Source organism: Flagellimonas olearia (assembly GCF_009184425.1).
Lineage (GTDB): Bacteria > Bacteroidota > Bacteroidia > Flavobacteriales > Flavobacteriaceae > Flagellimonas > Flagellimonas olearia.
Genome location: NZ_WELG01000001.1, coordinates 1,562,720 through 1,586,228, shown reverse-complemented (window position 1 = coordinate 1,586,228; position 23,509 = coordinate 1,562,720). Strand labels below are relative to the sequence as shown.

Genomic DNA, 23,509 nt, shown 5'->3' with positions numbered 1-23,509 from the left:
TAAAAATGGTGTTTTCGAATATCGGTAAGATGAGTTTTATTTACCTACAACGTTTGATTCGTAAACATTACATTAATACTTTCTTAAAAGCTTCGTGGGCCCGCGGGGTATGCCTAATTTTGCAGCATGCAAAAAGAAACCCAAAAACCTAATTTTGAATTTATAGCATTAATGGCCGCCCTGATGTCCATTGTGGCCTTGGCCATTGATGCTTTGTTGCCGGCCATTTCCAATATTGGGGCCGATATCAATAGTTTGGATTCCAGGGACAACCAAATGCTGGTCACCATGATATTCTTGGGACTGGGGTTGGGACAATTGTTCTTTGGTCCATTGTCCGACTGCTATGGGAGGAAACCCGTGGTATATACCGGGTTTATCCTGTTTTTAGTGGCCAGTATTGTTTGTTTGTATGCGCCATCACTAGAGGTAATGGTACTGGGTAGGATCCTACAAGGTATTGGACTTTCGGCACCAAGGACCATATCCATATCCATCATCAGGGATACCTATGAAGGTGACTATATGGCCAAGATCATGTCGTTTGTAACGGCCTTCTTTATTTTGGTGCCCGTGGTAGCCCCTGCTATTGGAAAGTTGATTCTGGATAGTTTTGGGTGGAAAGGTATTTTCTATATTCAGTTGGTTTTTGCCCTTATCATAGCGCTTTGGTTTTGGAGACGGCAACCTGAAACCCTTCACCCAGAGTTTAAGATACCATTCTCCGGACATGTGTTCATTGATGGGTTGAAGGAGTTTGTGCGTCACAAGGAAACCGTGGCTTTTACCATTGCATCTGGTTTGGTCACCGGAGCGTTTTTGGTGTATCTGAGTTCGGCCCAACATATTTTTGAGGACCAATATGCCCTCAAGGAGGTATTTCCCTATATTTTTGCGGGATTGGCCATTTCCATTGGACTTTCTACCTTTTTAAACGGCACCTTGGTGATGCGTTTTGGAATGCGTAAGCTCTCCTTTATGGCCACTGTGGCCTTTACCATTATAGCTTTGGTGTACACCTTGTTCTTTTTCAATTCGCCAAACCCAAGTATCTATGTATTGGTGGCATTCTTGTCCGCACAGTTCTTTTGTTTGGGATTTATGTGGGGAAATTTCCGGTCCATAGCCATGGAGCCGATTGGACATATCGCAGGTATTGGAGCGGCCATCAATGGATTTGTCTCCACAGTTTTTTCTATTCCGATAGCCACCTTTATTGGGGAGTTTGTAAAAAACAGTGTTTGGCCCCTGTTTGTGGGCTTGGCCGTTTGCGGGCTATTTTCGGTATTGATATTTATGCTGGTGCGCAGAAAACCCAGAAGAATGGTGACTGCTTAATCCTGGATAGGATAAAAAATCTCCCCACTACTGGAATCTTCACGAGCCCCTGTAACCGAACGCAGCACATTGGTTTCACCTTTAAGGCGTAAAACCCCCATGAGGGCAAAGACCAAGGCTTCCTTGTAGGCAATCAAGGTTTTACTTGGTGTGGAAACGGTTGCAGTGCTTCCCAATTTTTCTTGTAGTGTGTCCATAAAAAACTGGTTCAAGGCTCCACCTCCCGTCGCCAATAATTTATTGGGGGTCTTTACCGCATACTTTTTTACCTCGTTGGCAATCTGCTCGCAATTGTGGTGGATAAATGTATGAAGTAGATCAATGTTGGTGGCTTCGGAAGCTTTGATCAAAGGGACAATTTCCCCTGTGAACCATTCATATCCGGTGGATTTTGGATAGGGTAGTTTGTAGTACGCCAAACTGTTCAATTTTTGGAGTAGGTCATGGTCCAATGTTCCCGTTCTGGCCCGGTTCCCATTTTCGTCATAATCCAATTCCATTCTTTGGGTAATGTAGTTTAAGGGCATGTTGGCCAACCCAATGTCATAGGCTATCCGAACCCCGTTGTCATCAAATGAGATATTGCTGATGCCACCCAGGTTAAGACAGAAATCATATTCGTGGAACAACAATTTGTCCCCAATAGGCACCAACGGGGCTCCTTGGCCACCCAAGGTAACATCCTTGGTCCTGAAATCACATATGACTTGTTTTTCGCTGATATTGGCCAACAGTTGACCATCGCCAAGTTGAAAGGTGAATCCATCTTCCGGTCTATGGTGCGACGTATGTCCGTGACTGGCAATAAAATCCACTTCCAAGTTTTCTTCGTCAATAAAGCGTTTGGATTGTTCTCCCAACCATACCCCATAGTCTTTGTGGAGTTGGGCATGGTCTTCCTCGGATAGGAAAATGGCATTTTTAAGGTGTTCCCGCATCTCCTCGGTATAGGAAACCTCTTTTGTGCGCTCAATGGAGAATTTCCAACGTCCATTTTCCTCTGTAAAATGACAGTAGGCCATATCCAATCCGTCCAAGGAGGTGCCGGACATCAACCCTAAAACTTTATAGGTGCTCATGCTTTTTTAATTTTGATGATCAAGGAAATGGGTTTTTCTTCATCGTTTACCACTTCTTCAATAGAAACCCCTCCATGCTGTAAATCATTCAATTCGTTGATCCAATCCTCCAGCGTTCTGGCGTACCATGAATGGCCATCCTCAAAGTTGCCGGGAAGACCTTTCCAGGAATCGGTGAGCCACTGGCTTTTGTAGGGCATACCGTTTTGCACCAGAAAAAAAGGGTGCAGGGTTTGAATCACCACAGTGCCTCCATCGGTTAAATGGTCCAAGGTGTTTTGTAAAAGGGGAACAAGGTCATCCTTCAGATACAGACAGAAATTGAAAACTGCTACATCAAATGGTGCATTGGGAATGGTTTTTCCCGATATAATGTCCTCAAAGGTGGCTACATGATAGGCTTCTTTTCCTTTGGTCTTGGCTTCGGAAATTAGGCTTGCTATGGCATCCAAGCCGGTAGCCTCCCATCCCAAGGCCGTCATTTCCCGAGTTAGCCAACCTTCACCACATCCTATGTCGGCAATTTTCTTGCCCTTTAGATTTTTGAGGGTTTCCACCATGGCCACGTTGGTGAACTTTCTGGAGGGGATGCTTTGGTTCTGGATGACCTTGATCCATTCCAATGCATTTTTCTCCCATGATGAAATGATGTCGGTTTTCATGGCTGAAAGGTTTTAAGTTGTACGGGTAGCTTTCCTTTGGCCATCAACTTTCCAATGAAATGTTGGAAGGCCTCTTCTTGAAATTCCGGGAAACCCTGATACACTACAACCGCATTTGATGTAGGTGACAGTCCCATGATATCCAAGGCATATGGATTTCCAAAAAGATAGATGAGTACATTTTTCTGTGCAATGAGGTATTTGATGAAATCCAACACTTCATTCTCAAAACCAAAATTGTTCTTGGGCTTTACGGCAGGGGGAAAGATGGACAGCACCACATTTTGATGCTTTTCCAACAATGTTTCAAGGGTTGCTTTGTCTTTTGCCAAATCCCATTGTTTCTGGCCGAGGTCCTCCTCGATTTTTACGGAAAACCCATTACAGCTGCTATTGTTCACCGACAGGTTGAGAAATGCACCACTCTTGATTTTGGAAACCTTCTCGATGTCACCGTAGAGTTCGGTAAGGGTATTTTGCGCCAATAATCGATTTAGCTCTGAAGGTTTTTGGGACGGAAAACTATCTTTTGAATGGGAAAATGTCTTTTCCTTCAGCTGCCAAATGCGTTCAAAACTTTGTTCAATTTGTGCTTCGGTAGCGGTTTTTAGGATTTCGGTAATGCCTTCGGGCACATGTTCGCTAAAGCATAACATATCCATTCCAGCGGCAAAGGCGGTTGCCTCCAACTTGCCCTTTTCGGGATATCGCTGGGAAACGGCATGCATGTTCAGCGCATCGGAGATGACCACTCCATCAAACCCCAGTGTATTGCGTAGCAAATCTGTGATAATCTTTGATGAAGTCGTGGAAGGTTCCTCGCTGTCCAGTTGTGGAAGCAGTAAATGCCCCACCATGACGGAGTCCACTCCGTTTTGTATCAGTTGGTGAAAAGGGTACAATTCATTTTCTTGGAGTTCTTCCAAGGATTTGTCGATTACGGGAAGTCCCAAATGGGAATCGGTGGCGGTATCGCCATGCCCTGGGAAATGTTTGAGGGAGTTCAAGGTTCCTGAACTTGCCATACCTTTTAGGTATGCCCCAGCTTTGGAAAGCACCTCGTCCTTGCTGTCTCCGAAAGATCGGTATCCTATTACGGGGTTTTCGGGATTACTATTGATATCCACTACTGGAGATAAATTCCAATGAATGCCTGCTTCTTTGCAATCCAGTCCAATATGCTGGCCAACCTGTTCTATAAGGTCCAAGTTGTTGGTCAGGGCCCCCAAGGTGATGGCATACGGGTATTGGGAGGTATTTTCAATCCGCATGGCCAAACCCCATTCAGCATCAATGGCAATCAACAGAGGCTGTTGTGCCGCTTTTTGATAGCGTTCAATGAGGGTTTTTAGCCGATCATAACTTTTTTCGTTGTGAACAACCTTCTTTTTTCCCTCAAAATTGGTGGCTGCACTGGCCCTGCTATGAAAGAAGCACAGGGCTCCTACATGGTGATCCTGGATCAATTGCTCCATTTTGGTAACCTCTTCTTCCGTATCGTTTATAAATACGGCAGGCATGAACAATTGCCCGACCTTTTGCCGTAAGGATAGGTCTTTTTGGCCCGAGGTATATGGAAGTATTTTTTTATGCATCTAATTCGCTTGTCTTTTTGCCGTAATCGGCAGGATATTCAATAAATCGGAGTAGGAGGAACGCTGGAATGGCGGCAATCACTACCCATACAAAGAAACCATCGTATCCCAACCATTCCTGGATGTATCCACTGAGCATACCGGGTAGCATCATGCCCAAGGCCATGAAGCCGGTCGCAATGGCATAATGCGATGTTTTTGAAGCGCCTTCGGCCACGTAAATGAGAAAGACCAGAAATGCAGCAAATCCAAATCCATATCCAAACTGCTCTACCACCACGGTGCCCACCACGGCATATATGCTAGTGGTGTGGGTGATGGCCAAAATGGCATAAAGAATGTTAGGCAGGTTTAGGGACAACAACATGGGGAACATCCATTTTTTTAATCCATCCCTTGAGATAAGGATTCCTCCAATGATTCCACCCAAAGACAGCATGATGACCCCAACCGTACCATAAATGGTACCTACGGCTTCGGTGGAATAACTGAGTCCTCCAACTTCCAATTTGTCCAAGAGAAAAGGAGAGGCCATTTTTACCAATTGCGATTCGCCCAAGCGATAGCTAAGGACAAACAAAAGGGATATTCCAATGTGTTTTTTTCTAAAGAAGGATGCAAATACCTCCAAAAAGCTAGTGGGCTTTTCAGAATCTTTGGTAGGTGGCGCTTCGAATTTTGGTGCAGCCATAAAGTTGGTCGCGGTCAGGATTAACATTAATACCGCAGCACCGATCATGGTCAAGGACCACGCTTTGGTGTTATTTCCATACTTGTGCTCCAAAAAGCCGGCAACAATCACCAAAAGCCCTTGGCCGGTCACCATGGCCAATCGGTAAAAGGTACTCCGCATACCAATAAAAAAGGACTGCTTTTTTTGTGAAAGCCCGATCATATAGTAACCATCGGAGGCGATGTCATTCGTGGCTGAGGCAAAGGCTGCCATCCAGAAAAAGGCCAAAGTAATGGTGAAAAATGCGTTGGAAGGCAAAAAGAGACCAATGCCCAAAAAGGCCAAGGACATGATCAACTGCATGACCAAGAACCATTTGCGCTTAGTGCCGTTCAACTCCACAAAGGGGCTCCAAAGCGGTTTTAAGACCCACGGGAGGTAGAGCCAGCTGGTGTAGAGTCCAATTTCTGCATTTCCAATGCCCAAGCGTTTGTACATGATAACGGAAACGGTTACCACCAATACGTATGGGATACCTTGGGTGAAATAGAGAAAGGGAACCCAGAGCCATGCGTTTTTGTCCTTTTTTGCTACATCCATTTTATTGTTTTTTTCTTATGTTTTCTAATCCACTGGATTTTGTTCCAAGGGTTGGGTCTGGCTTTCATTGCCATAAGCATCACGAATCACCAAGCCTATGTTCTTTTTGATGTTCTTACTTTCCAACCCAATTTGAACACAACCCAAATCCTGACTCTCGGAAAGATACGCTGTTCCAATAAGTGTTTTTGGCTCCTGGGTCTTTGAATTCAGTTCGTAGAGAAGGATAAATCTTGGAATGGAATCATCGTGCGAAACACAAACTTTTAGTTGATTGCCATGTTTTTGTACAGATTCAACCACGGGAATCGCAACTGTCCTTTTGATGTGGTTCAGCGGACCGGGATTTTGCGCCGGAAGCTTATAAAATTTTTCCTGAAGTTTTTGGGTGACCTTTTCATGTTGTCCAATTAGGGATTTTGCGCTGAAAAAGATGTTTCCGTTGATATTGCTCTGTTGTCTGCCAAAGGCCAATTGCTTGGGGATTTCGTTGTTTCGTTTCCATGCTTTGTCCGGGTTGTTCTTTATTTTGTACGTGCCGTTTCCAATATAAAGGTGGGTATTGGGAGTGGTGTTGGCCCACCACGTAGTGATTTTTTTATGGGAGGCAACTGGGTAATCCATGCTCCAGTACACTTGGGGAGCCAGATAATCCAGCCAACCTTTTTCCACCCAGAGTAGGGGGTCGGCATACAAATCCTCATAGGTAGTCTGTCCTGCTTGGGTATCGGAACCTTTGGGGTCTGTACTCTTGTTTTTCCATACACCAAAGGGACTGATTCCAAATTGTACCCATGGCTTGTTCTTTTTAATGGTGTGGTGTACATCTTTCACCAAGGAATCCACATTACTACGGCGCCAATCCTCTATATTTTGATTGGGAAGGCCATAGGTAGCAAAAGTGATGGAATCTTTAAAAACTTCTCCTTTGACCTTGTAGGGATAGAAATAATCATCGAAATGGATGGCATCCACTTCATATCCAGTGACCAATTCTTCAATGATTTTACTGAATTTCTGTCGAACTTCGGGTAACCCTGGGTTGTAGTAGTACTTTTTCCCATATTTTACCATCCAGTCCGGGTGCTGATGGAAGTCATGTTGTTTGGAAAGGGAGGAAGTGTCCAAATCAATTGTGGTTCTATAAGGGTTGAGCCATGCATGGAACTCCATGCCCCTTTTATGGGTTTCCGATATCATCCATTGCAAAGGATTGGAAAATCCTTCGGGGGCTTCACCTTCTTTTCCGGTCAAGTGCTCGGACCATGGTGCAAAATCCGAATCGTACAGGGCATCCCCTGCGGTACGGACCTGGACAATGGCGGCGTTGAAGTTCAAGTCTTGGTAAAAATCCAGTATTTCAATGAAATCCTTTTTCTTTTTCTCAATAGGGTCCTTGGGATTCTTGGGCCAATCAATATTGGCCACAGTGGCGATCCAAACTCCCCTAAACTCTTCTCTTGGAGCTTTGGTCACGGCACAGGATAAACAAAAAATAACGGGAAGTATGTATAATATACGCTTCATAAGAATAAAAAAAGGCCTACGATGCACTAAATGTAGGCCTTTTCACTTGGATTAAATTAAAACAACTAACAACTCAAATAATTTACTTTGATTAAATTGACGGGTCGGCCGGTGTATTGGTATTGTTGTCCCTTTCCGTATTCGGATAAGGATAAAAATTCCTGTTGCGTTCCTCGTCAAAGTTCTGTACCGTTGGAGAGGGTTGGGGTCTTCCGAACCTTCTGCTATCCTCCAAGCTAGAACCAGTCAAGAACAATTCTGCACGTCTGTTTTTATAAACTTCGTCCAAAAGGGCGTCCACAGTGGTGTCCCCCGCATAAGCGGCAACGTCGGCATTTACGCCAAACACGTCATCGGTGTCGGTCAAGACCTCGTTCAATGCGGTAATGGCTGCGCCGGTATCGGGTGTGCTCTTTCTTAGATTTGCCTCGGCAATGATCAAGTTCATCTCATCGGGAAGATAAACCGGAATGGATTCAGTATCTCCATCAAAGAAACCAGCCAAGTCCTCAATGGGCAATTGGTTTTGGTTTATCGTGTCCAATGGGATAAGATAGAAATCAAACCGACCATCATTGGCATCGAACGTAAACGAATCTGGCAAACCAAAATTGTCCCTAGGCTTAAAGTTAGGAGCGCTGTTCTGATACACCCTACTCCAGATGGGATTCAGGTTTTGTGAATCGTACGTGAATACAGAGGCAGAGGTTTGATCCACAGCGGAAGCGGCACTGATGGCAGCTTCATAATTGCCCGCATAAAGGTTGAACCTTGCCAGCATGGCATCAATGGTATTGGCCAAATCGATATCCCCTCTCAAGATTTCGGATTGAAACTCTCCGGATATGGGATTGGCGGCAATGGCTGCTTTGGCCTCGGTCAATAGGGTAATGGCAGTATTGAAACCTTCGGTCCTTGAAACGAAAGGTGGGTTGTCCTCTGAAGTGGCCACGATCACCTGCTCATAATTTTGTGCCATAGCACCAATACTCATAGCTTGGTAGAGTTTGGCATAGGCAATCAATCCACTTTGGGTTCCTGCATCAATATCCACGTTTGCTGCATTTTCAGCTATATCCTCTGCAATACCGACCACACGAAGCATGGTGGACCAAAGTCCGACCACATTGGAGTTGGAATTGGGAATGTCCCCTCCGTCTTCCAGCTCGATCATGTTTTGGAAAGTGGTGGTAATACCTCCCTCCCTAGCGGTAATCGCTGGGGTTTCTACGATCCATCGCAAACCGGTCGTGGAATAGAGTTGTTGCATCCCTATGGTCGCAGCCAAGATACCCTCCCTTGAGGAGAATACTTGGTCATCCGTTGCGGCATTCGGATTGTCAAAATCGGTTTCACATGATGTGATCGCCACCACGGAGGCAAGCAATAACATCAGTTTTAGTTTTGTATATCTATATATTTTCATCATCAATTTTTTATTGGATTAGAAACTAACGTTAAAGCCTAGTTGATAGGTTCTTGGAATAGGCACGGTGGCAAAATCAAATCCACGTACTCCGTTGCTCTGTCCGGCGGCACTTACTTCTGGATCCCATCCGGAGTAATCGTCCCAAGAAATCAGGTTTCTTCCCACCAAACTTATTTTCACGTTGTCTATGCACTCCCATTTGGGCTTAAAGTCATAGCTCAAGGCCACTTCCCGTAGTTTTACAAAAGAACCATCCTCTACAAATTCTTCAAAGATGTTGGCCTGTGCACTTCCATATCCTTTAGGCAAATTGCCCAATAGTTCTTGCCCTACTTGGGCACCACCACCAAAGATTACGTTGTCCAGCAATCTGCGGTTCCAGTTGAAGACATCGTATCCCTGAACGGCATCGAACTGTACGCGAAGTCCAAAGTTCTTATAAGAGAATTCGTTGATGAAAGAACCAAACCAATCTGGGTTGGGATCGCCCAATACTTTTGAGGATTCACCATCCTCGGTAGTACCTCTGTAAGGATACCCATCGGCATCCAATGCAATGGAACCATCTTCGTTTCTGGCGTAAAACTGTCTGTAGAACACACCCAAGGGTTCTCCTTCAATAACATAGTTGGTTGAGAAACTTCCAGCCAAGGCCAATCTTCCACCTCCGGCAACGTTGGTCACCTCGTTCTTGTTCTTGGAGAAGGTGGCGGTAACGTCCCAGCTAAAGTCTTGGGTTTTTATAGGAGCTCCACGCAATAGGATCTCAACACCGGTATTTTCCAAATTCCCCACATTTTCAAAACGAGAACCGAATCCACTGGAAGGAGCCAAAACTCTTGGAAGCAATAGATCGGTCACTTTTTGTTTGTAATAGGAGAACTCAATACCCAATCGGCTGTTCAACAATCCAGCATCAAAACCAATTTCAATCTCATCTTGACGTTCTGGTTTAAGGTCTTCGTTACCTTGGGCAGTGGAAGGAATCAAACTCACCGAACCCGTCAAGGCATCGGGATTGTAGACTGAAAATCTATCAAAGGCGCCCAAAGCGGTCAAGTTGCCAGCCTGTCCCCAAGAAGCTCTTAGCTTGAACAGGTTGAAGGCTCCACCGAAGGTACTTTTCCAAAAGTCTTCATCGGAAACCACATAAGAACCACTGGCTTTGAAGTACAACTGGTTTCTTTCGTCTTCACCGAATGTTGATGCGCCATCCATACGAACGGCTCCGTTGACGTAAATTTTGTCATTGAACGAGAAGGATTGTTGGAAAAAGGCACCCCAATAGGATATTTGGGAACGTGTTTCGCCTTGCTCCAAAATACTACCTCCAGTAGCGGTCTCCACAACAGGAGGAAGACCTGTGGCATTGATGCCTACCCTGTCACGCTCTTCATATTGCCATGATCCCCCAACGGTTGAAGTGGATGCGATGGCATCGGTAATATCGGCTTTATAGGTAAGGTTCAAATCCGAGTTGTATTGAAAGCTGTTCAAATCCGACCGTCTTGCATATCCATCGGCATTAGGTGATGTATTGTTGATGGGGATGTAGGCTGTGGCGGATTGGTTGTAATAATCCATACCCAAGGTGTACTTGGCGCTCAGATTATCCGTAAAGTTGGCATCCAAGGCAACGCTGGTGATGAAACGATTGGTCTTCTGACCAAAATCGAATCGGGCAACGGCCTCAGCAGGGTTGGTCCTGGGAACCAATAGAGAGGTTACCGGATACACGCCGGATTCATCCGGAGCCGGGTTTACCGAGTTATCACTGAAAACAAATCCGGTGATGGCGCCATAGGCATTGTTGATCCCTCCATTGGGCACATCCTTACTTACACTTCGCACATAATTGAAACCACCGGTGACCTTTAACCAATCAAAGGCTTGTTGGGTAAGGTTGGCCTTGAACCCATATCGTTTGAAGTTGGTGTTTTTCACAATCCCATCGTTGCTCAAATGGGAAGCGGAAAGGTAATAGGAAGTTTTTTCGGTTCCTCCGGTCATGGAAAGGTAGTTTTCCACACCAAAGCCAGACTCAAAGATTTCATCTTGAAGATTATATCGGTCTGCAGCAACCGTGTTCAGGTCGGAACGGTCGGTTGGAGCGGTCCACGCCAAAGGCACGGTATTGTAATCGATTTCCTTGCGTAGCTCGTTGATACGCGTATTGGTCATGAAAGAAAACTTGGGTTCCCCACTTCTTCCTTGTTTGGTAAAGATCTGAACTACCCCGTTACTCGCCCTAGAACCATAAATGGCAGCAGCAGCGGCACCTTTGATAATCTCGATTTTCTCTATATCGTTAGGGTTGATATCCGCCAAACGGTTCTGGGTATTCCCCCCTAAATCTACGAGCTCATTACTGGAGTTGCTTATGATGATACCATCCACAATATAAAGGGGGTCCGAATTACCGGAAATGGTACTGGGTCCCCGTAAACGGATGCTGATACCCCCTGCAGGGTCACCAGAGTTCTGCTGTACCAAGGCTCCTGTGATCTTACCGGCAATGGCCTGGTCGATTTGCGTGGCCCCATTGTCCACCAAGTCTTCTGATTTTACGGAAGAAATGGCGTTCCCCAAGGCTCTTTTGTTGGCTCCGGCACCAGTACCGGTTACGACCACCTCATCCAAGCTCAATAAATCCTCTGCAAGGACAGCATCTGTGGTAATGGTAAGGTTGCCACCGGCATCAATGGCTATCTTTTGGGATGAAAAGCCCAACGAACTGAAGGATAGGCTGTGTGATCCGGATTCCAATGAAGCTGTAAAGCTGTAGTTTCCATCAAAATCGGTAACGGTACCGAACGATGTGTTTTCAATAAATACTGATGCGCCTACCACTGGAAGTCCAGTGCCGCTTTCAGTTACGGTCCCCGTCAAGGTATACTGACTTTGGCCAAACGCGCTCAACGTTGTTGCCAAAAGGGCCAGTAAAGCCAATCGGAACCTCATTTTTCCTAAGTAATCATGAAGTTTTCCCATAAATCTGAGTAGTTTAATTAAGAGTTAATAGTATTTAGCTAGTTCACGGTCAATGGCTTTGGGTGGAGCTATATTTTCCGTGGCGAATTTGATGGTTTGCCAAAATCCCAAGGACTTCATTGATTTTAATCATTAAGAATTCTTTTTTAGGAATAATGAATAAATAAAAGTCTTTAGCACTCTTGCAAAAAATCGAAATTCTACTTCCAAATATATGTAAAAACAGCAAAAGATTGCAAGTAAAAGCAATTTTAATCGATATTATCCGAATATCTGCTTATTTTTGCAATATATTGCTGTAATAAGCAATCTTTTTAGGATTTATTTAACTTTACCCTCCATATGCTAAAAGAAGAGCGGCATCGATTTATTCTCAATGAAGTGGGCATCCACAATAGGGTATTGTTGACCGATATTGCCAATTTGTTGGATGTTTCGGTAGATACGGTGCGAAGGGACATTAAGGAGCTACATAATTCCAAGTTGCTGAAAAAGGTGCATGGTGGAGCCATTTCATTGGGCTTCAACAATTATAATCCTATTGGAAAAACCATTTACTCGCTGGAGGAGAAATCCCGGATTGCGGAAAAATGTCTTTCCTTGATCAAGGAGGGCCAGGTAATTTTATTGAGTGGTGGAACCACTAATTTGGAGTTGGCCAAGCGTTTGCCCTCGAAATTTAAACTGACCTGTTTTACACCCAGTTTGCCCATTGCCGTGCAATTGTTGACCAAGAGCAATATTGAAGTTATTTTTATAGGGGGGCGAATGTCCAAAGACTCCCAGATTGCCATTGGGGGCAGTGCCATCAATATGCTTTCTGAAATCAAGGTGGACATCTGTTTTTTGGGGACCAATTCCTTGCACCCGGTTGAGGGACTCACGGAGTTCGATTGGGAAATTGTGCAAATGAAAAAGGCTATGATCCATAGTTCCCGAAAAGTGGTATCCCCATGTATATCCGAAAAGATCGGTTCGCTGCAACGTTTTAAGATATGTGACGTTGAAGAGATAGACGTATTGATTACCGAACTGGAGCCATGGGATGTTAAACTCAATGCATTTAAGAATATGAACATACAATTACTGTAACCAAGTGGAAAAACACATCAAAATCACTGAACAACCGTCACTTTATGACCAATTGGACCAAATGGATGCCTTGGATATTGTGACCAACATCAACAATGAAGACAAAAAAGTGGCCCATGCCGTGGAAGCGGTATTGCCCAAAGTAGCACAACTGGTGGATGAGATTGCCCCCCGTTTCAAAAAGGGAGGGCGCTTGTTCTATATCGGAGCCGGTACCAGCGGGCGCTTGGGTATTCTGGATGCCTCAGAAATTCCCCCAACCTTTGGAATGCCCCATACCAGGGTAGTTGGGTTGATGGCTGGTGGGGACGTTGCCATCCGCAAATCGGTAGAGTTGGCCGAAGATGACAGGGAGCAGGCCTGGAAAGATTTGATGGAACACAACATCAATGAAAATGATGTCCTTGTAGGTATTGCTGCATCCGGAACCACACCTTATGTTTTGGGAGGTATTGCCGATGCCAAGAAGCATGGTATCCTTACTGCGGGCATCACCAATAATCCTGGATCACCTTTGGCAACCGAAAGCGATATTGCCATTGAAATCAATGTAGGACCGGAATTCTTGACTGGAAGTACCCGTATGAAGAGTGGGACCAGTCAAAAATTGGTGCTCAATATGATTTCCACAGCGGTTATGATCCGTGTGGGACGGGTTAAGGGAAACAAAATGGTGAACATGCAGTTGAGCAACATCAAATTGGTAGACCGTGGTACCCGTTATGTCATGGAAGAACTGGGACTGGAATATGAGGAGGCTCAAAAGGCCTTAAAGCAATACGGTTCCGTTAAGGCTGCGATTGACGCATTAAAATAAGTCTGCCTATCAAGACTTGGGGACCAATTTATAGACCCCCTTGCCTTCTATGCCCACATAAATGAATCCGTCTGGAGCCTGCCTTACGTTTCGGATTCTTCCCAGGCCGTCCAATAATTTTTCACGGTAGGTGACCTTGCCATTTTCAATGACCAAGCGTTCCAAATATTGGAAGGATAGGGAACCTGCCAATAGATTCCCCTTCCATTTGGGGTATTTGCTGGAAGAAACGAAGGTCATTCCGGACGGACCAATGGAAGGGGTCCATTGGTATATAGGTTGTTGCATGCCGGGTCTCGAGGTTTCATCCGTAATCTTTGTGCCGCTATAGTTGATGCCGAATGTAATGACGGGCCATCCGTAGTTTTTCCCTTTTTGGATGATATTGATTTCGTCCCCACCCCTTGGACCATGCTCGTGCTCCCACAATTCTCCCGTTTCGGGATGAAGGGTCAATCCTTGGGGATTTCGATGTCCATAGCTGTAAATAGCAGTTTTTGCGCCGGTTTTTCCAACAAACGGATTGTCTTTGGGGATACGCCCATCGTCATGTATTCGGTATATCTTGCCACAATCCCTGGTGATATCTTGGGGGTTTATGTCCCTGTCCCCACGGTCTCCAATGGAAAAATACAAATACCCATCTGTATCAAACTCCAAGCGGGAACCAAAGTGGTGTCCTTTGGTGGAGTTGGGCTCGGCTTTGTAAAGAAGCTGGGTCTGTGCAAGTTTGTTTTTGGAAAGTTTAGCCCTGAAAATGGCCGTATTCCCTCCTTTTTGGTCCCCTGCACTGGAAGCATATGAGAAGTAGATCCACCCATTTTCTTTGTAATTGGGATGTAGTTCTATATCCATCAAACCGCCCTGTCCACGCGCATAGATATCTTTTGGGATATTCCCGATTTTCGTTGTTTTTCCATTGTTGTGAAGAATCAGTTCCCCTGATTTTTCGGTCACCAAAATACCTGTATTGGGAAGAAAAGCCATACCCCATGGGTTTTGAATACCGGTAATCACGGGTTCCACAGTAAAATCAATGGTTTTTGGAAAATGAATGCCCTTATCGGGGACTTGGGCGCAAGATGTACCGAGCAGTACAACGAAAAAATACAGAAACACCACACTTTTTTTCATAGTTTTACGTTGAAATAATAGATTTTATAGATGAACGACTACTTTTTAGTAGTTGATTGCTGAAAAGATAAAGAGAATTTTATAAGTATAGATAACTACGATTTAGAATATTAAGGTCCCAAATCTGAATATTCTGTCCTAACAAGACTTAACCTATGCTCCCTCAAAAGACAAGGCATCTGCTATATGCCGTGTTGGTGGTATCCATATCCATTTTTTGTTCCACGGTATTAGCCAAGACGGAAGTCAAAAAGATGCTCACCCATATTGTATCCAAGGTTTCTGAATCCAAGATGGAAGAAGGGACTTCAGTGCATACTGTTGATGCCTCTGAGTCCAAGCTGGATATGTCCCATTCCTTTGCCAGTGCAAGTATGTTCGCTACCATTATCCAAGGGGCCAATCAAGAAGTGGTCTGTCCCAACGATGGAAGCACTCTTGCCAAATTTTTCCTGTGCGGAACCAGTGACGTTAGGACCCTAACGCTCAGTCAGTCAGGTGCAAGTTATCAATGGCAAAAATTGGACCCCAATACCTGTGCGCCAACGGTGGTGGATGATTGTCCCACCATAAATGGGGCCTGTACTTGGAATACGGTGGGAATAGACCCTACCTATGATCTTTCCACGGCAGGAGAGTTCAGGGTACGGGTGGGCTCTGGTCAATACTATTATTTTAAATCGACCTTAAACCCATTGGACCCACAATTGATCAAGGAGGATATTGTATGTGGCAATCCGGGTAGGGTAGAGGTGACCAATGTTCCTGCGGGATATGAATACAGTTTGAACAGTCCGGCAGGGCCTTACCAAGATGCACCCTTCTTCGATATTACCGCATCAGGAAGTTACAGGGTATATGTACGTTTGAAAAATGTTTCGGCCAGTGCCTGTGTTTTTCCATCAAACAGTGTTACAGTCAACGATTTGGACATTACAGTGGATGTGACCGCCAATGACATTCTTTGTAGTGGGGAGTTGGGAAGTATAGATGTACAAGTATCCGGTGTTCCGGGGTTTTATACCTACCGATTGGTGAAGAACGGGGTTACCGTGGATACCTTTGGACCCAACGGAGCCGATACCTATACGTTTGCCAATGTCAGTCCAGGCACCTATAGCATCCGGGTAGAGACGAATAATTGTTCTGAGACCATCACAACAGATATCAACGGAGATGCCATCACCATAGGAAATGGAATAAGTCCCTTGGCAGTATCTGCCACGGCCTCCGATAGTTTTGGGTGTGGGGCTACTTCGGTAAATGTAAACCTGACCACTTCAGGAGGAACCGCTCCTTACCGTTTCAGTGTGGATGGGGCCCCTTTTGGCTCCACCTATGCCGGTTCCACCAGTTTTTCAGTGTCTACACCGGGCACTTACAATGTTTTGGTGGAAGATGCCAATGGATGCCAGCGGAGCGCCTCTGTAGATGTTCCGGATATTCCACCGCCAATTTTTAACATCACCGAGGAAGATGCCAATTGTGGTGGTGCCAATGATGGTAGGGTTACCATCAATGTCACCAATGGATTTGGATATGAAATTGAATATAGCATCAATAATGGGGCTACCTTTCAAATAAGTAACGTATTCTCCAATTTGGCCCCAGGCAACTACGATGTGGTTTTGCGATACGAACAGGACTCCTTTACCTGTACCACAACACCACAAGTGGCTACCATTGGAACGCCTTCGACCATTGTGGCAACGGCTACACCAAACACGGTTCCTACCTGCTCCAATGAAAATGGGGGACAAATTACCATTTCCGGGGTTTCTGGAGGAACAGCACCTTATGAATACAGCGTAGGGGCCGGATTCAGTACAAACACCGTCTTTCCTAATTTGGGAGTGGGAACCTATACCCCATTGGTACGGGATGCCAATGGATGCGTTCAAACACTGCCGGATATTGTTTTCAATGCTTTGGACAAACCCACCAATCTGGATTTTGCCATTTCCAGTTTGGATTGTATCACCACTACGGCTTCCCTACAACTTACGGTTACCGGGGGAACTGGACCGTATACATATGAGATTATTGCCCCGGCTGCGAGTGTGGTCAATAATGGGAACAATGACACCTTTACCGGACTAGGATTGGGTACCTACACCTTTAGGGTGACCGATAATGAAGGGTGTTCCTATGACGAGAACTATGCCATTACCGATATCAGTTCCATTGGAGTAACCGCCCAACAGACCAAAGTGGTCACCTGTGTTGGGGATTCCGATGGGGAAGGTCGGTTCTTGGTAGATGGGTTCAATACCACCTACAGTTATAGTATTGATGGGGGAACCGTTTTTACCGGTCAGAATGGAAGTATTATACCGGTCACAGGATTGGCGGCGGGTAGTTATGTGATTTCCGTGACCGATGAAGAGACCAACTGTACCGACACCGCCACTTTGGTTATAGAGGAACCTTCAACAGCCTTTGCCATATCGAGTTTGGATGTTACCGATATGAGCTGTCAAAATGGAAACATCGGAGCTGTGCGAATCAATACCATTGGGGGATGGGGCGGTAACCGCTATACCCTTACCCAGCCGAATGGGTCCACTAGAGGCCCAAAAAATGGAAGTACTTTCTCCAATCTTTCCCAAGATGGGACCTATCAGGTAAGCGTAACCGATGCCAATGGCTGTACGGTAACGGATAGCTTTACCTTGACCCAATTGGAAGCACCTACCTTGACTTTGGATACAGTAGCTTCAGATTTTTGTTATGATAATTTTACCGCGGCCACTTTGGTGGTGAATGCCACCTTGGGCGTTGCTCCCTATCAATATCGAATCAATGGAGGGGCATGGGTCGGAAGCAATAGTTTTTCTGGGCTTACCCCGGGCACCTACACCATCGAGGTTATGGACAGCAACGATTGTCGGGATACGGTCACAGCGACCATTGAGCCCCAGGTAATCGCCAATGCCACCACCATTCAGGAGTTGGATTGTGCCGGGCCACCTGCCCAAATTCAGGTGAACATCAGCAATGGATATACTTCGGCAGGAAACTATGATATTTATGAAGTAAGTATCAATGGAGCCCCGTATACTTCGGACAATAACAACATCACAGGAAACTCATTTGTGTACAGTATTCCCAATGATGGATCTATCATTTCGGATACCACATTCCAGTTTTTGATTACGGATGCCCAGGGCTGTACCAACGAAACCAATATAGTGACCATCTCTCCGCCAGAGACCATCTCAGGTTCGGTAGTGGGTACGGATACCCAATGTGGTGACAATACCAGTGGCATTGTGGAGCTCATTCCGGATACGAGCCAAGGGATTCCCCCATATGAGTTCAGTAATGATAATGGGGCTACTTTTAGTACACAGAATATCTTCTCGGGATATGGCCCGGGAACCCATGGCGGATTTGTCATTAGAGACAGTAGGGGCTGTGTAAGCCCAGCCTATGATGTCACCATTGGGGCCAGTTCTCCTTTGGATGCCACAGTGACCCCTACAGACCCGGTGTGTTCATCAGGGTCCGTGAACGGGTCCATTTCCACAACGATCAACAATGGAGTTGCTCCGTTTGATTATGTCCTATTGGATGTGGCCGGGAATTTGGTGGCCTCTTCCATGAGTACGGCAAGTACCACCGTAAATTTCCCCAACCTTCCTGCTGGAAATTACACCATCGTTACCACGGATGCACAGGGTTGTGAGGACCGTGATGAGGTGGTCCTTGACCAAAACAGCTTGGATTTGATTCCTTTGGACGCTGCTCCACTAAACTGTACCGACCCTTTTCTTTCATACAGGGTACAGGCGGTTGGAGGTACGGCACCATACCAATTTAGACTTGTGGGCGGAGGTGCCTTTGTGCCGGCCAATGTCAATGGGGTGGATATTCACGATTTCTCAGCAGAAGTAACTTTTGGGGTTACCTATTTTGTGGAAGTGATGGATGCCTTGGGATGTATTTATATAGAGGAAATAGAACCTATTACCGCACCAAGTACTGTTACGGTCACGGCAACGACCACTTCGGCCTCTTGCGATGTATCGGGAAGCGGAACCATTACCTATGAGGTTTCGGGATTGCCAAACAATCCTGCGAACTTTACGGTTGCCCTACAAAATACAGATACGGGAGCTACACTGTCAGGACCAACCTCCTTTACCAATGAATCACTCCCTTTTACGGATACGTTTACAGGACTGACACCTGGTAACTATCAGATTATCGTCAACGATACCGATACAGGATGTAGTGGAAGTACCTTGGTCTTTATTGGCTTTAGTTCCCCTTCCATTGCCATCGATAACTTTGTGGAGGCGACCTGTAATGCCGGTGCTTTGGTCACGGTTCGCGGTTTTGGTGGTACCGGGCCGTTCAATTATGCCTATGTGCCCACGGGAGCGGCTGAACCTACCGTTTTTTCCCCGGAAACTACTTTTGAGATAGCGGGACCTTATCCTTCGGATTACGATTTTTATGTGCAGGATGCCAGTGGATGTACCGCATTTACCACATTAACGGTTACCCAAGAAGCTGGGGTACCTACTCCAGTCATAGACGTGGTGAACCAATGTACAGCCACTAGTGGCTATCAGATTCATATGGTGTCCCCGTTGACTTCTGGACCTGAACCTGAGAATACATTTCAATATGACATAGGAAGTGGATTCCAGACAGGAACCACTTTTACCGTGCCCAACCCCGGAACCTATTTGATTACCGTGCGGGACGGCAATGGCTGTACCAACACGGTTACGGCAGAGGTGTTCGATTTCTTTGCCATCTCCGCCGATGCCACTTCATTTCCCACCTGTAATGCCGGGGATGGGGTCATTACCGTGAACACTACGGGTGGTAGTGGTAATTTTGAGTATCAATTGCGGGACGCGGGAACTTTGGCCAATATCGGTTCGCCACAATATACCAATGTGTTCAACAGTGTTTTGCCCGGAGATTACAATATTTTGGTGACCGATTTGAGCTCCAATACCACTCCTCTTTGTTCCGATGAAGCCATAGTCAATGTGAGTACCGTAAACTCTCCGGTGATCACGGCCACGCCAAGCAGTGATGTTACCTGTAATGGAGCCGATAATGGTACCATTTCGGTGGAGTTGCAACCGGGAAGTGATACGGACACTCCTTTAAACTACGTGCTGTATTTAGGGTCGGGATCAACCGTGATTGCAGGACCTCAAGGTTCACCGGTTTTTGATGATCTTCAACCCAACACCTACCAGGTTGAGGTGGTGTCGGATAGAGGTTGTACCGATAGATCGGGCAACATCATCATTGATGAGCCCTCTTTGCTGCAGTCCAATGCCATCCATACCGAGTTCAGCTGTAATCCATCGAGCAACCAGTTCAGTACGGCCACAATCACGATCTTTACGGATACCAATGGCGATGGCACTGGGACCAGTACGGGAACCGGACCATATACGTATAGCATGAATGATGGTACGCCCCAGTTTGATGGCACCAATTTTCAGACGGGTAACACTTTTGAGGTGATTGACAATGGTACCAACCAGACCATAACCCTCACCGTTAGGGACCAGAATGGCTGTGAGGACACATCATCGGTTACCATCAACAGCCCCACGGACATCACGTTTAGCTACAATATAAATCAGATTACCTGTGACGCTTCGGGCACAGGGGTCAATCCGGGCACCATTGATATTATCATCAATGAGGGGCCTGGAAATTATGAAGTGGAAATTCTTCCTTTGGGTTCTGAACCTGCAAGAAGTTCAGGAGGTTCAGACCGGGTAACCTGGGATATTGCTACTCCTGGGGACTACATTTTTGCTGTGACCGATGTGGGTAGTGGCGGATGTGCCTATCTAACGGCCACGGTCAACATGCCGGAATATAATACCATTGAGGCGGTGATTGCCGAAGTGCAACCAGTGATGTGTTTTAATGGAAGTGATGGGGTCATCAGCTTGGAAATCAACAACTATAGCGGACAGTACAATTACGAGGTGTTCACGAGGGATAACTCTGGAGTAGAGACTTCTACAGGGGTTACCGGTAGTTTTGATACCAATGCACCCATCAACTCACCAGAGTTGATTCCGAATGTACCTGCTGGAAACTTGGTGGTACATATTGAGGCTCTGGATTCCCCGTTCTGTGATGTGATCAGCAATGTAACCACGGTGCGTTCCCCGGACAGGGCACTTACTGTTGATGCTATAGAAACTTCACCAGTAACCTGTAATGTTCCCGGTTTGGGTGAGATTACGGCGACCGGGGATGGCGGTTGGGGTACGTACCAATATCAATTGGTAGCGTCAGATGGGACTGTTTTGGTGGATTATCCCAACACCAACCCTGTTTTTGAAAATCTATCCACCGACACCTATACCGTAAACGTTAAGGATGTAAGAGGTTGTGAGGCTGGTCGGGACATCTTTTTGCCACCACCAGTTGGAATTACCGCAAACATAGAAATCGTGCAGGGGCTGGCCTGTAACAATGACAACAATGCCATAATACAAGCTGATTTGGTGTCTGGGGGACAAGGCCCCGGAAATTACCTCTATCAGTTGAATAGGATTACGGATGGAACCAATAGTGGGTTGCAGACCACACCAACGTTTGCCAACCTTTCGGCCGGGGACTACAGAATTACCATTTTTGATGGATGGAACTGTAGTTTCACCACAGATCTTATTACCATTGATGACCCAGAAATCATAGTCGCCGAGCTTGTGGAGCTGCAACCACCTGGATGTGGGGATTTGGGTAGAATGGAACTCACCGTGACCAATCCAGAACCCGGAGTGGAATATTTCTACCGCAGGGCAGGTACATCGGACCCATTTGTGGCCTTTGGTGCCGGTATGACCAGCGTTGTAATTGCCGAGGACATTACGGTGGACCCAGGTCCATTCCAATACGATGTGCAGAATTCAAACGGATGTCCGTTTGAAAAATCCAACCAAATTTCCTTGGACCCCGCTGCACCTTTGGTGATTGCACTGGATTTGACCAACGCTACCATCAATTGTGCAGGAGAGGCAACCGGAATTATCCGTTCCGAAGCCTTTGGGGGGATTGGTAGTTATATGTATACTTTGGTAAGCTCCAACACCTTGCCAGTGACCCCTGCCACCATGGTACGCCCGGCACAAAGTTCAGGGATCTTTAGGGAGTTGAACCCCGGAACCTATTATGTATATGCAGAAAGTGGCGGATGTGAGGCCATATCCGACCCCATAGTAATAGACCCCAAACCACCTTTGGTATTAGAGTATCTTGAAGCGGTACCCGTGGTCTGCGCCGGCGATGCCAACGGACAGATCATCATCGAGGCCAGTGGTGGTACGGGAGCTATTCGGTACTCCATTTCCGATACATTGAGTGAGTTCTTTGAAGGGGATGACCCCAGCAATCCGAATCGGAAAACGTTCAACGATTTGTCTCCAAGAACATACGATATTATCATTCAGGACGACTTGGGCTGTACCATTACCAGAACGGTGGAAATTACCCAACCGGCCGAATTGGTGGCAAGTGTGGCCTCTACCACCCCGGAAGTATGTCTGGGGGATGGCGATGGTACCTTGACCTTGAACGTAACGGGGGGCACTGCACCGTATTTTACCAGCGTGAATTCTGCCGATGATGCCGATTTTGTCCAGAATGACAGTCTGTTTTTCGACCATCTCCAAGGAGGGGAGACCTATGTGATTTTTGTTAGGGATGCCAATGGTTGTCAAACCACCGTTGTTGCCGACATAGGCATTGGGATTGAAATAGAAGCCGAACCTGTGGTAGAGTATGGTTGTGATGGTATTTTCCCGAATAGCACTGTTCGTATCAATATTTCAGATAATTCCCAAGTTTCCCAATTACTGTTTGCCTTGGATGTGGATGATATTTCCCTGGCTACCGAGCAACGTACTTTTGGCGACCTTCCCGCAGGGGAGCATACTGTATTCATTTATCACCAAAATGGATGTGTAACCTTTGTGGAGTTTGAAGTTGAAGCCTATGAACCTTTAACCTTGGAGGCAATTAAAACAGGTCCCAATGAGGTGACTGCCATGGCAACGGGCGGTTATGGCGGATACGAATATTTCTTCCAAGGGGAATCGTATGGTGAAACCAACACTTTTAACATCAGTGTAGATGCCAATGTCAACATTATGGTTCGTGATGAACGCGGATGCGTGGCCAATTTGGTAATGCCGTTTGACTTTGAGGGAATGCCGGAAATGCCGGATTTCTTTACCCCGGATGGCGATAACCTGAATGATTACTGGTACCCGGGCAATCGTGAGTTTTTTCCCAACATTGAAGTCATTATCTATGACCGATACGGTAGGGTAGTGGCCCATTTGGACCAAGTGAAGAAATGGGATGGAAACTACGAGGGGAAACCCTTGCCCACGGGTGACTATTGGTACGTGGTCAATGCCAATGACCGGGAGAAACAACGATTTGTGGGGCATTTCACCTTGTACAGATAAGTCTTGGTATGGTCTTGTTTTCAGTGCAGCAAACCTGTGAATTGTACTTATGGGATTTACAGTATTTCCAAAGGCTTGTTTTTTCCTTTTTTAATTTCAGG

At 46.0% G+C, this 23,509-nt stretch carries 12 protein-coding genes; 4 read left to right on the top strand and 8 right to left on the bottom strand.

The window, feature by feature from the left end:
* Nucleotides 1–126 precede the first annotated feature (126 nt).
* The gene (locus tag F8C76_RS06805) at nucleotides 127–1,338 is read left to right on the top strand and encodes a multidrug effflux MFS transporter (RefSeq protein ID WP_152131026.1); all 1,212 of its coding nucleotides are present in this window, start codon (nucleotides 127–129) and stop codon (nucleotides 1,336–1,338) included.
* On the opposite strand, the gene F8C76_RS06800 is transcribed toward F8C76_RS06805, so the two are convergent.
* The 7 genes from F8C76_RS06800 to F8C76_RS06770 all read right to left on the bottom strand — a co-directional run bounded on the left by F8C76_RS06800 (nucleotide 1,335) and on the right by F8C76_RS06770 (nucleotide 11,894).
* Complete coding sequence (locus tag F8C76_RS06800) at nucleotides 1,335–2,417, bottom strand: anhydro-N-acetylmuramic acid kinase (protein ID WP_152131025.1); 1,083 nt, start codon at nucleotides 2,415–2,417, stop codon at nucleotides 1,335–1,337. The genes F8C76_RS06805 and F8C76_RS06800 overlap by 4 nt on opposite strands.
* Entirely contained in the window at nucleotides 2,414–3,079 is a 666-nt protein-coding gene (locus F8C76_RS06795) for a class I SAM-dependent methyltransferase (RefSeq protein ID WP_152131024.1), read from the bottom strand. The genes F8C76_RS06800 and F8C76_RS06795 overlap by 4 nt, the downstream gene beginning before the upstream one ends.
* Nucleotides 3,076–4,674, bottom strand: coding sequence for a glycoside hydrolase family 3 protein (locus F8C76_RS06790; protein WP_152131023.1), 1,599 nt, complete (start codon nucleotides 4,672–4,674; stop codon nucleotides 3,076–3,078). Before F8C76_RS06790 ends, F8C76_RS06795 begins: the two co-directional genes overlap by 4 nt.
* Entirely contained in the window at nucleotides 4,667–5,947 is a 1,281-nt protein-coding gene (locus tag F8C76_RS06785) for an MFS transporter (protein ID WP_152131022.1), read from the bottom strand. The genes F8C76_RS06790 and F8C76_RS06785 overlap by 8 nt, the downstream gene beginning before the upstream one ends.
* 24 nt (nucleotides 5,948–5,971) lie before the next feature.
* Entirely contained in the window at nucleotides 5,972–7,474 is a 1,503-nt protein-coding gene (locus F8C76_RS06780; RefSeq protein ID WP_152131021.1) for a glycoside hydrolase family 10-like protein, read from the bottom strand.
* A gap of 91 nt (nucleotides 7,475–7,565) precedes the next feature.
* Complete coding sequence (locus tag F8C76_RS06775; protein WP_170283993.1) at nucleotides 7,566–8,867, bottom strand: RagB/SusD family nutrient uptake outer membrane protein; 1,302 nt, start codon at nucleotides 8,865–8,867, stop codon at nucleotides 7,566–7,568.
* 51 nt (nucleotides 8,868–8,918) lie between these two features.
* On the bottom strand, nucleotides 8,919–11,894 hold the full coding sequence (locus tag F8C76_RS06770) for a SusC/RagA family TonB-linked outer membrane protein (protein ID WP_152131019.1): 2,976 nt from the start codon (nucleotides 11,892–11,894) through the stop codon (nucleotides 8,919–8,921).
* A 342-nt stretch (nucleotides 11,895–12,236) separates the two neighbouring features.
* On the opposite strand from F8C76_RS06770, the gene F8C76_RS06765 reads away from it, so the two are divergent.
* A complete protein-coding gene (locus F8C76_RS06765; RefSeq protein ID WP_152131018.1) occupies nucleotides 12,237–12,986 on the top strand; it encodes a DeoR/GlpR family DNA-binding transcription regulator in 750 nt (249 codons plus the stop codon).
* A 4-nt stretch (nucleotides 12,987–12,990) separates the two neighbouring features.
* Nucleotides 12,991–13,803, top strand: coding sequence for an N-acetylmuramic acid 6-phosphate etherase (murQ, locus tag F8C76_RS06760; protein ID WP_129652853.1), 813 nt, complete (start codon nucleotides 12,991–12,993; stop codon nucleotides 13,801–13,803).
* 9 nt (nucleotides 13,804–13,812) lie between these two features.
* Here murQ and F8C76_RS06755 read toward each other — a convergent pair whose 3' ends face one another.
* Nucleotides 13,813–14,937: a PQQ-dependent sugar dehydrogenase gene (locus F8C76_RS06755; protein ID WP_152131017.1), complete on the bottom strand. Its 1,125-nt coding sequence runs from the start codon at nucleotides 14,935–14,937 to the stop codon at nucleotides 13,813–13,815.
* A 155-nt stretch (nucleotides 14,938–15,092) separates the two neighbouring features.
* Between F8C76_RS06755 and F8C76_RS06750 the strand changes: the two genes are divergently transcribed.
* Nucleotides 15,093–23,408, top strand: coding sequence for a T9SS type B sorting domain-containing protein (locus F8C76_RS06750; protein WP_152131016.1), 8,316 nt, complete (start codon nucleotides 15,093–15,095; stop codon nucleotides 23,406–23,408).
* Nucleotides 23,409–23,509 lie beyond the last annotated feature (101 nt).

Bases quoted from the DNA above. Each gene is read 5' to 3' on its own strand.
- F8C76_RS06805 (WP_152131026.1), top strand. From the start codon at position 127: ATGCAAAAAGAAACCCAAAAACCTAATTTTGAATTTATAGCATTAATG.
- F8C76_RS06800 (WP_152131025.1), bottom strand. From the start codon at position 2,417: ATGAGCACCTATAAAGTTTTAGGGTTGATGTCCGGCACCTCCTTGGAC.
- F8C76_RS06795 (WP_152131024.1), bottom strand. From the start codon at position 3,079: ATGAAAACCGACATCATTTCATCATGGGAGAAAAATGCATTGGAATGG.
- F8C76_RS06790 (WP_152131023.1), bottom strand. From the start codon at position 4,674: ATGCATAAAAAAATACTTCCATATACCTCGGGCCAAAAAGACCTATCC.
- F8C76_RS06785 (WP_152131022.1), bottom strand. From the start codon at position 5,947: ATGGATGTAGCAAAAAAGGACAAAAACGCATGGCTCTGGGTTCCCTTT.
- F8C76_RS06780 (WP_152131021.1), bottom strand. From the start codon at position 7,474: ATGAAGCGTATATTATACATACTTCCCGTTATTTTTTGTTTATCCTGT.
- F8C76_RS06775 (WP_170283993.1), bottom strand. From the start codon at position 8,867: ATGTTATTGCTTGCCTCCGTGGTGGCGATCACATCATGTGAAACCGAT.
- F8C76_RS06770 (WP_152131019.1), bottom strand. From the start codon at position 11,894: ATGGGAAAACTTCATGATTACTTAGGAAAAATGAGGTTCCGATTGGCT.
- F8C76_RS06765 (WP_152131018.1), top strand. From the start codon at position 12,237: ATGCTAAAAGAAGAGCGGCATCGATTTATTCTCAATGAAGTGGGCATC.
- F8C76_RS06755 (WP_152131017.1), bottom strand. From the start codon at position 14,937: ATGAAAAAAAGTGTGGTGTTTCTGTATTTTTTCGTTGTACTGCTCGGT.
- F8C76_RS06750 (WP_152131016.1), top strand. From the start codon at position 15,093: ATGCTCCCTCAAAAGACAAGGCATCTGCTATATGCCGTGTTGGTGGTA.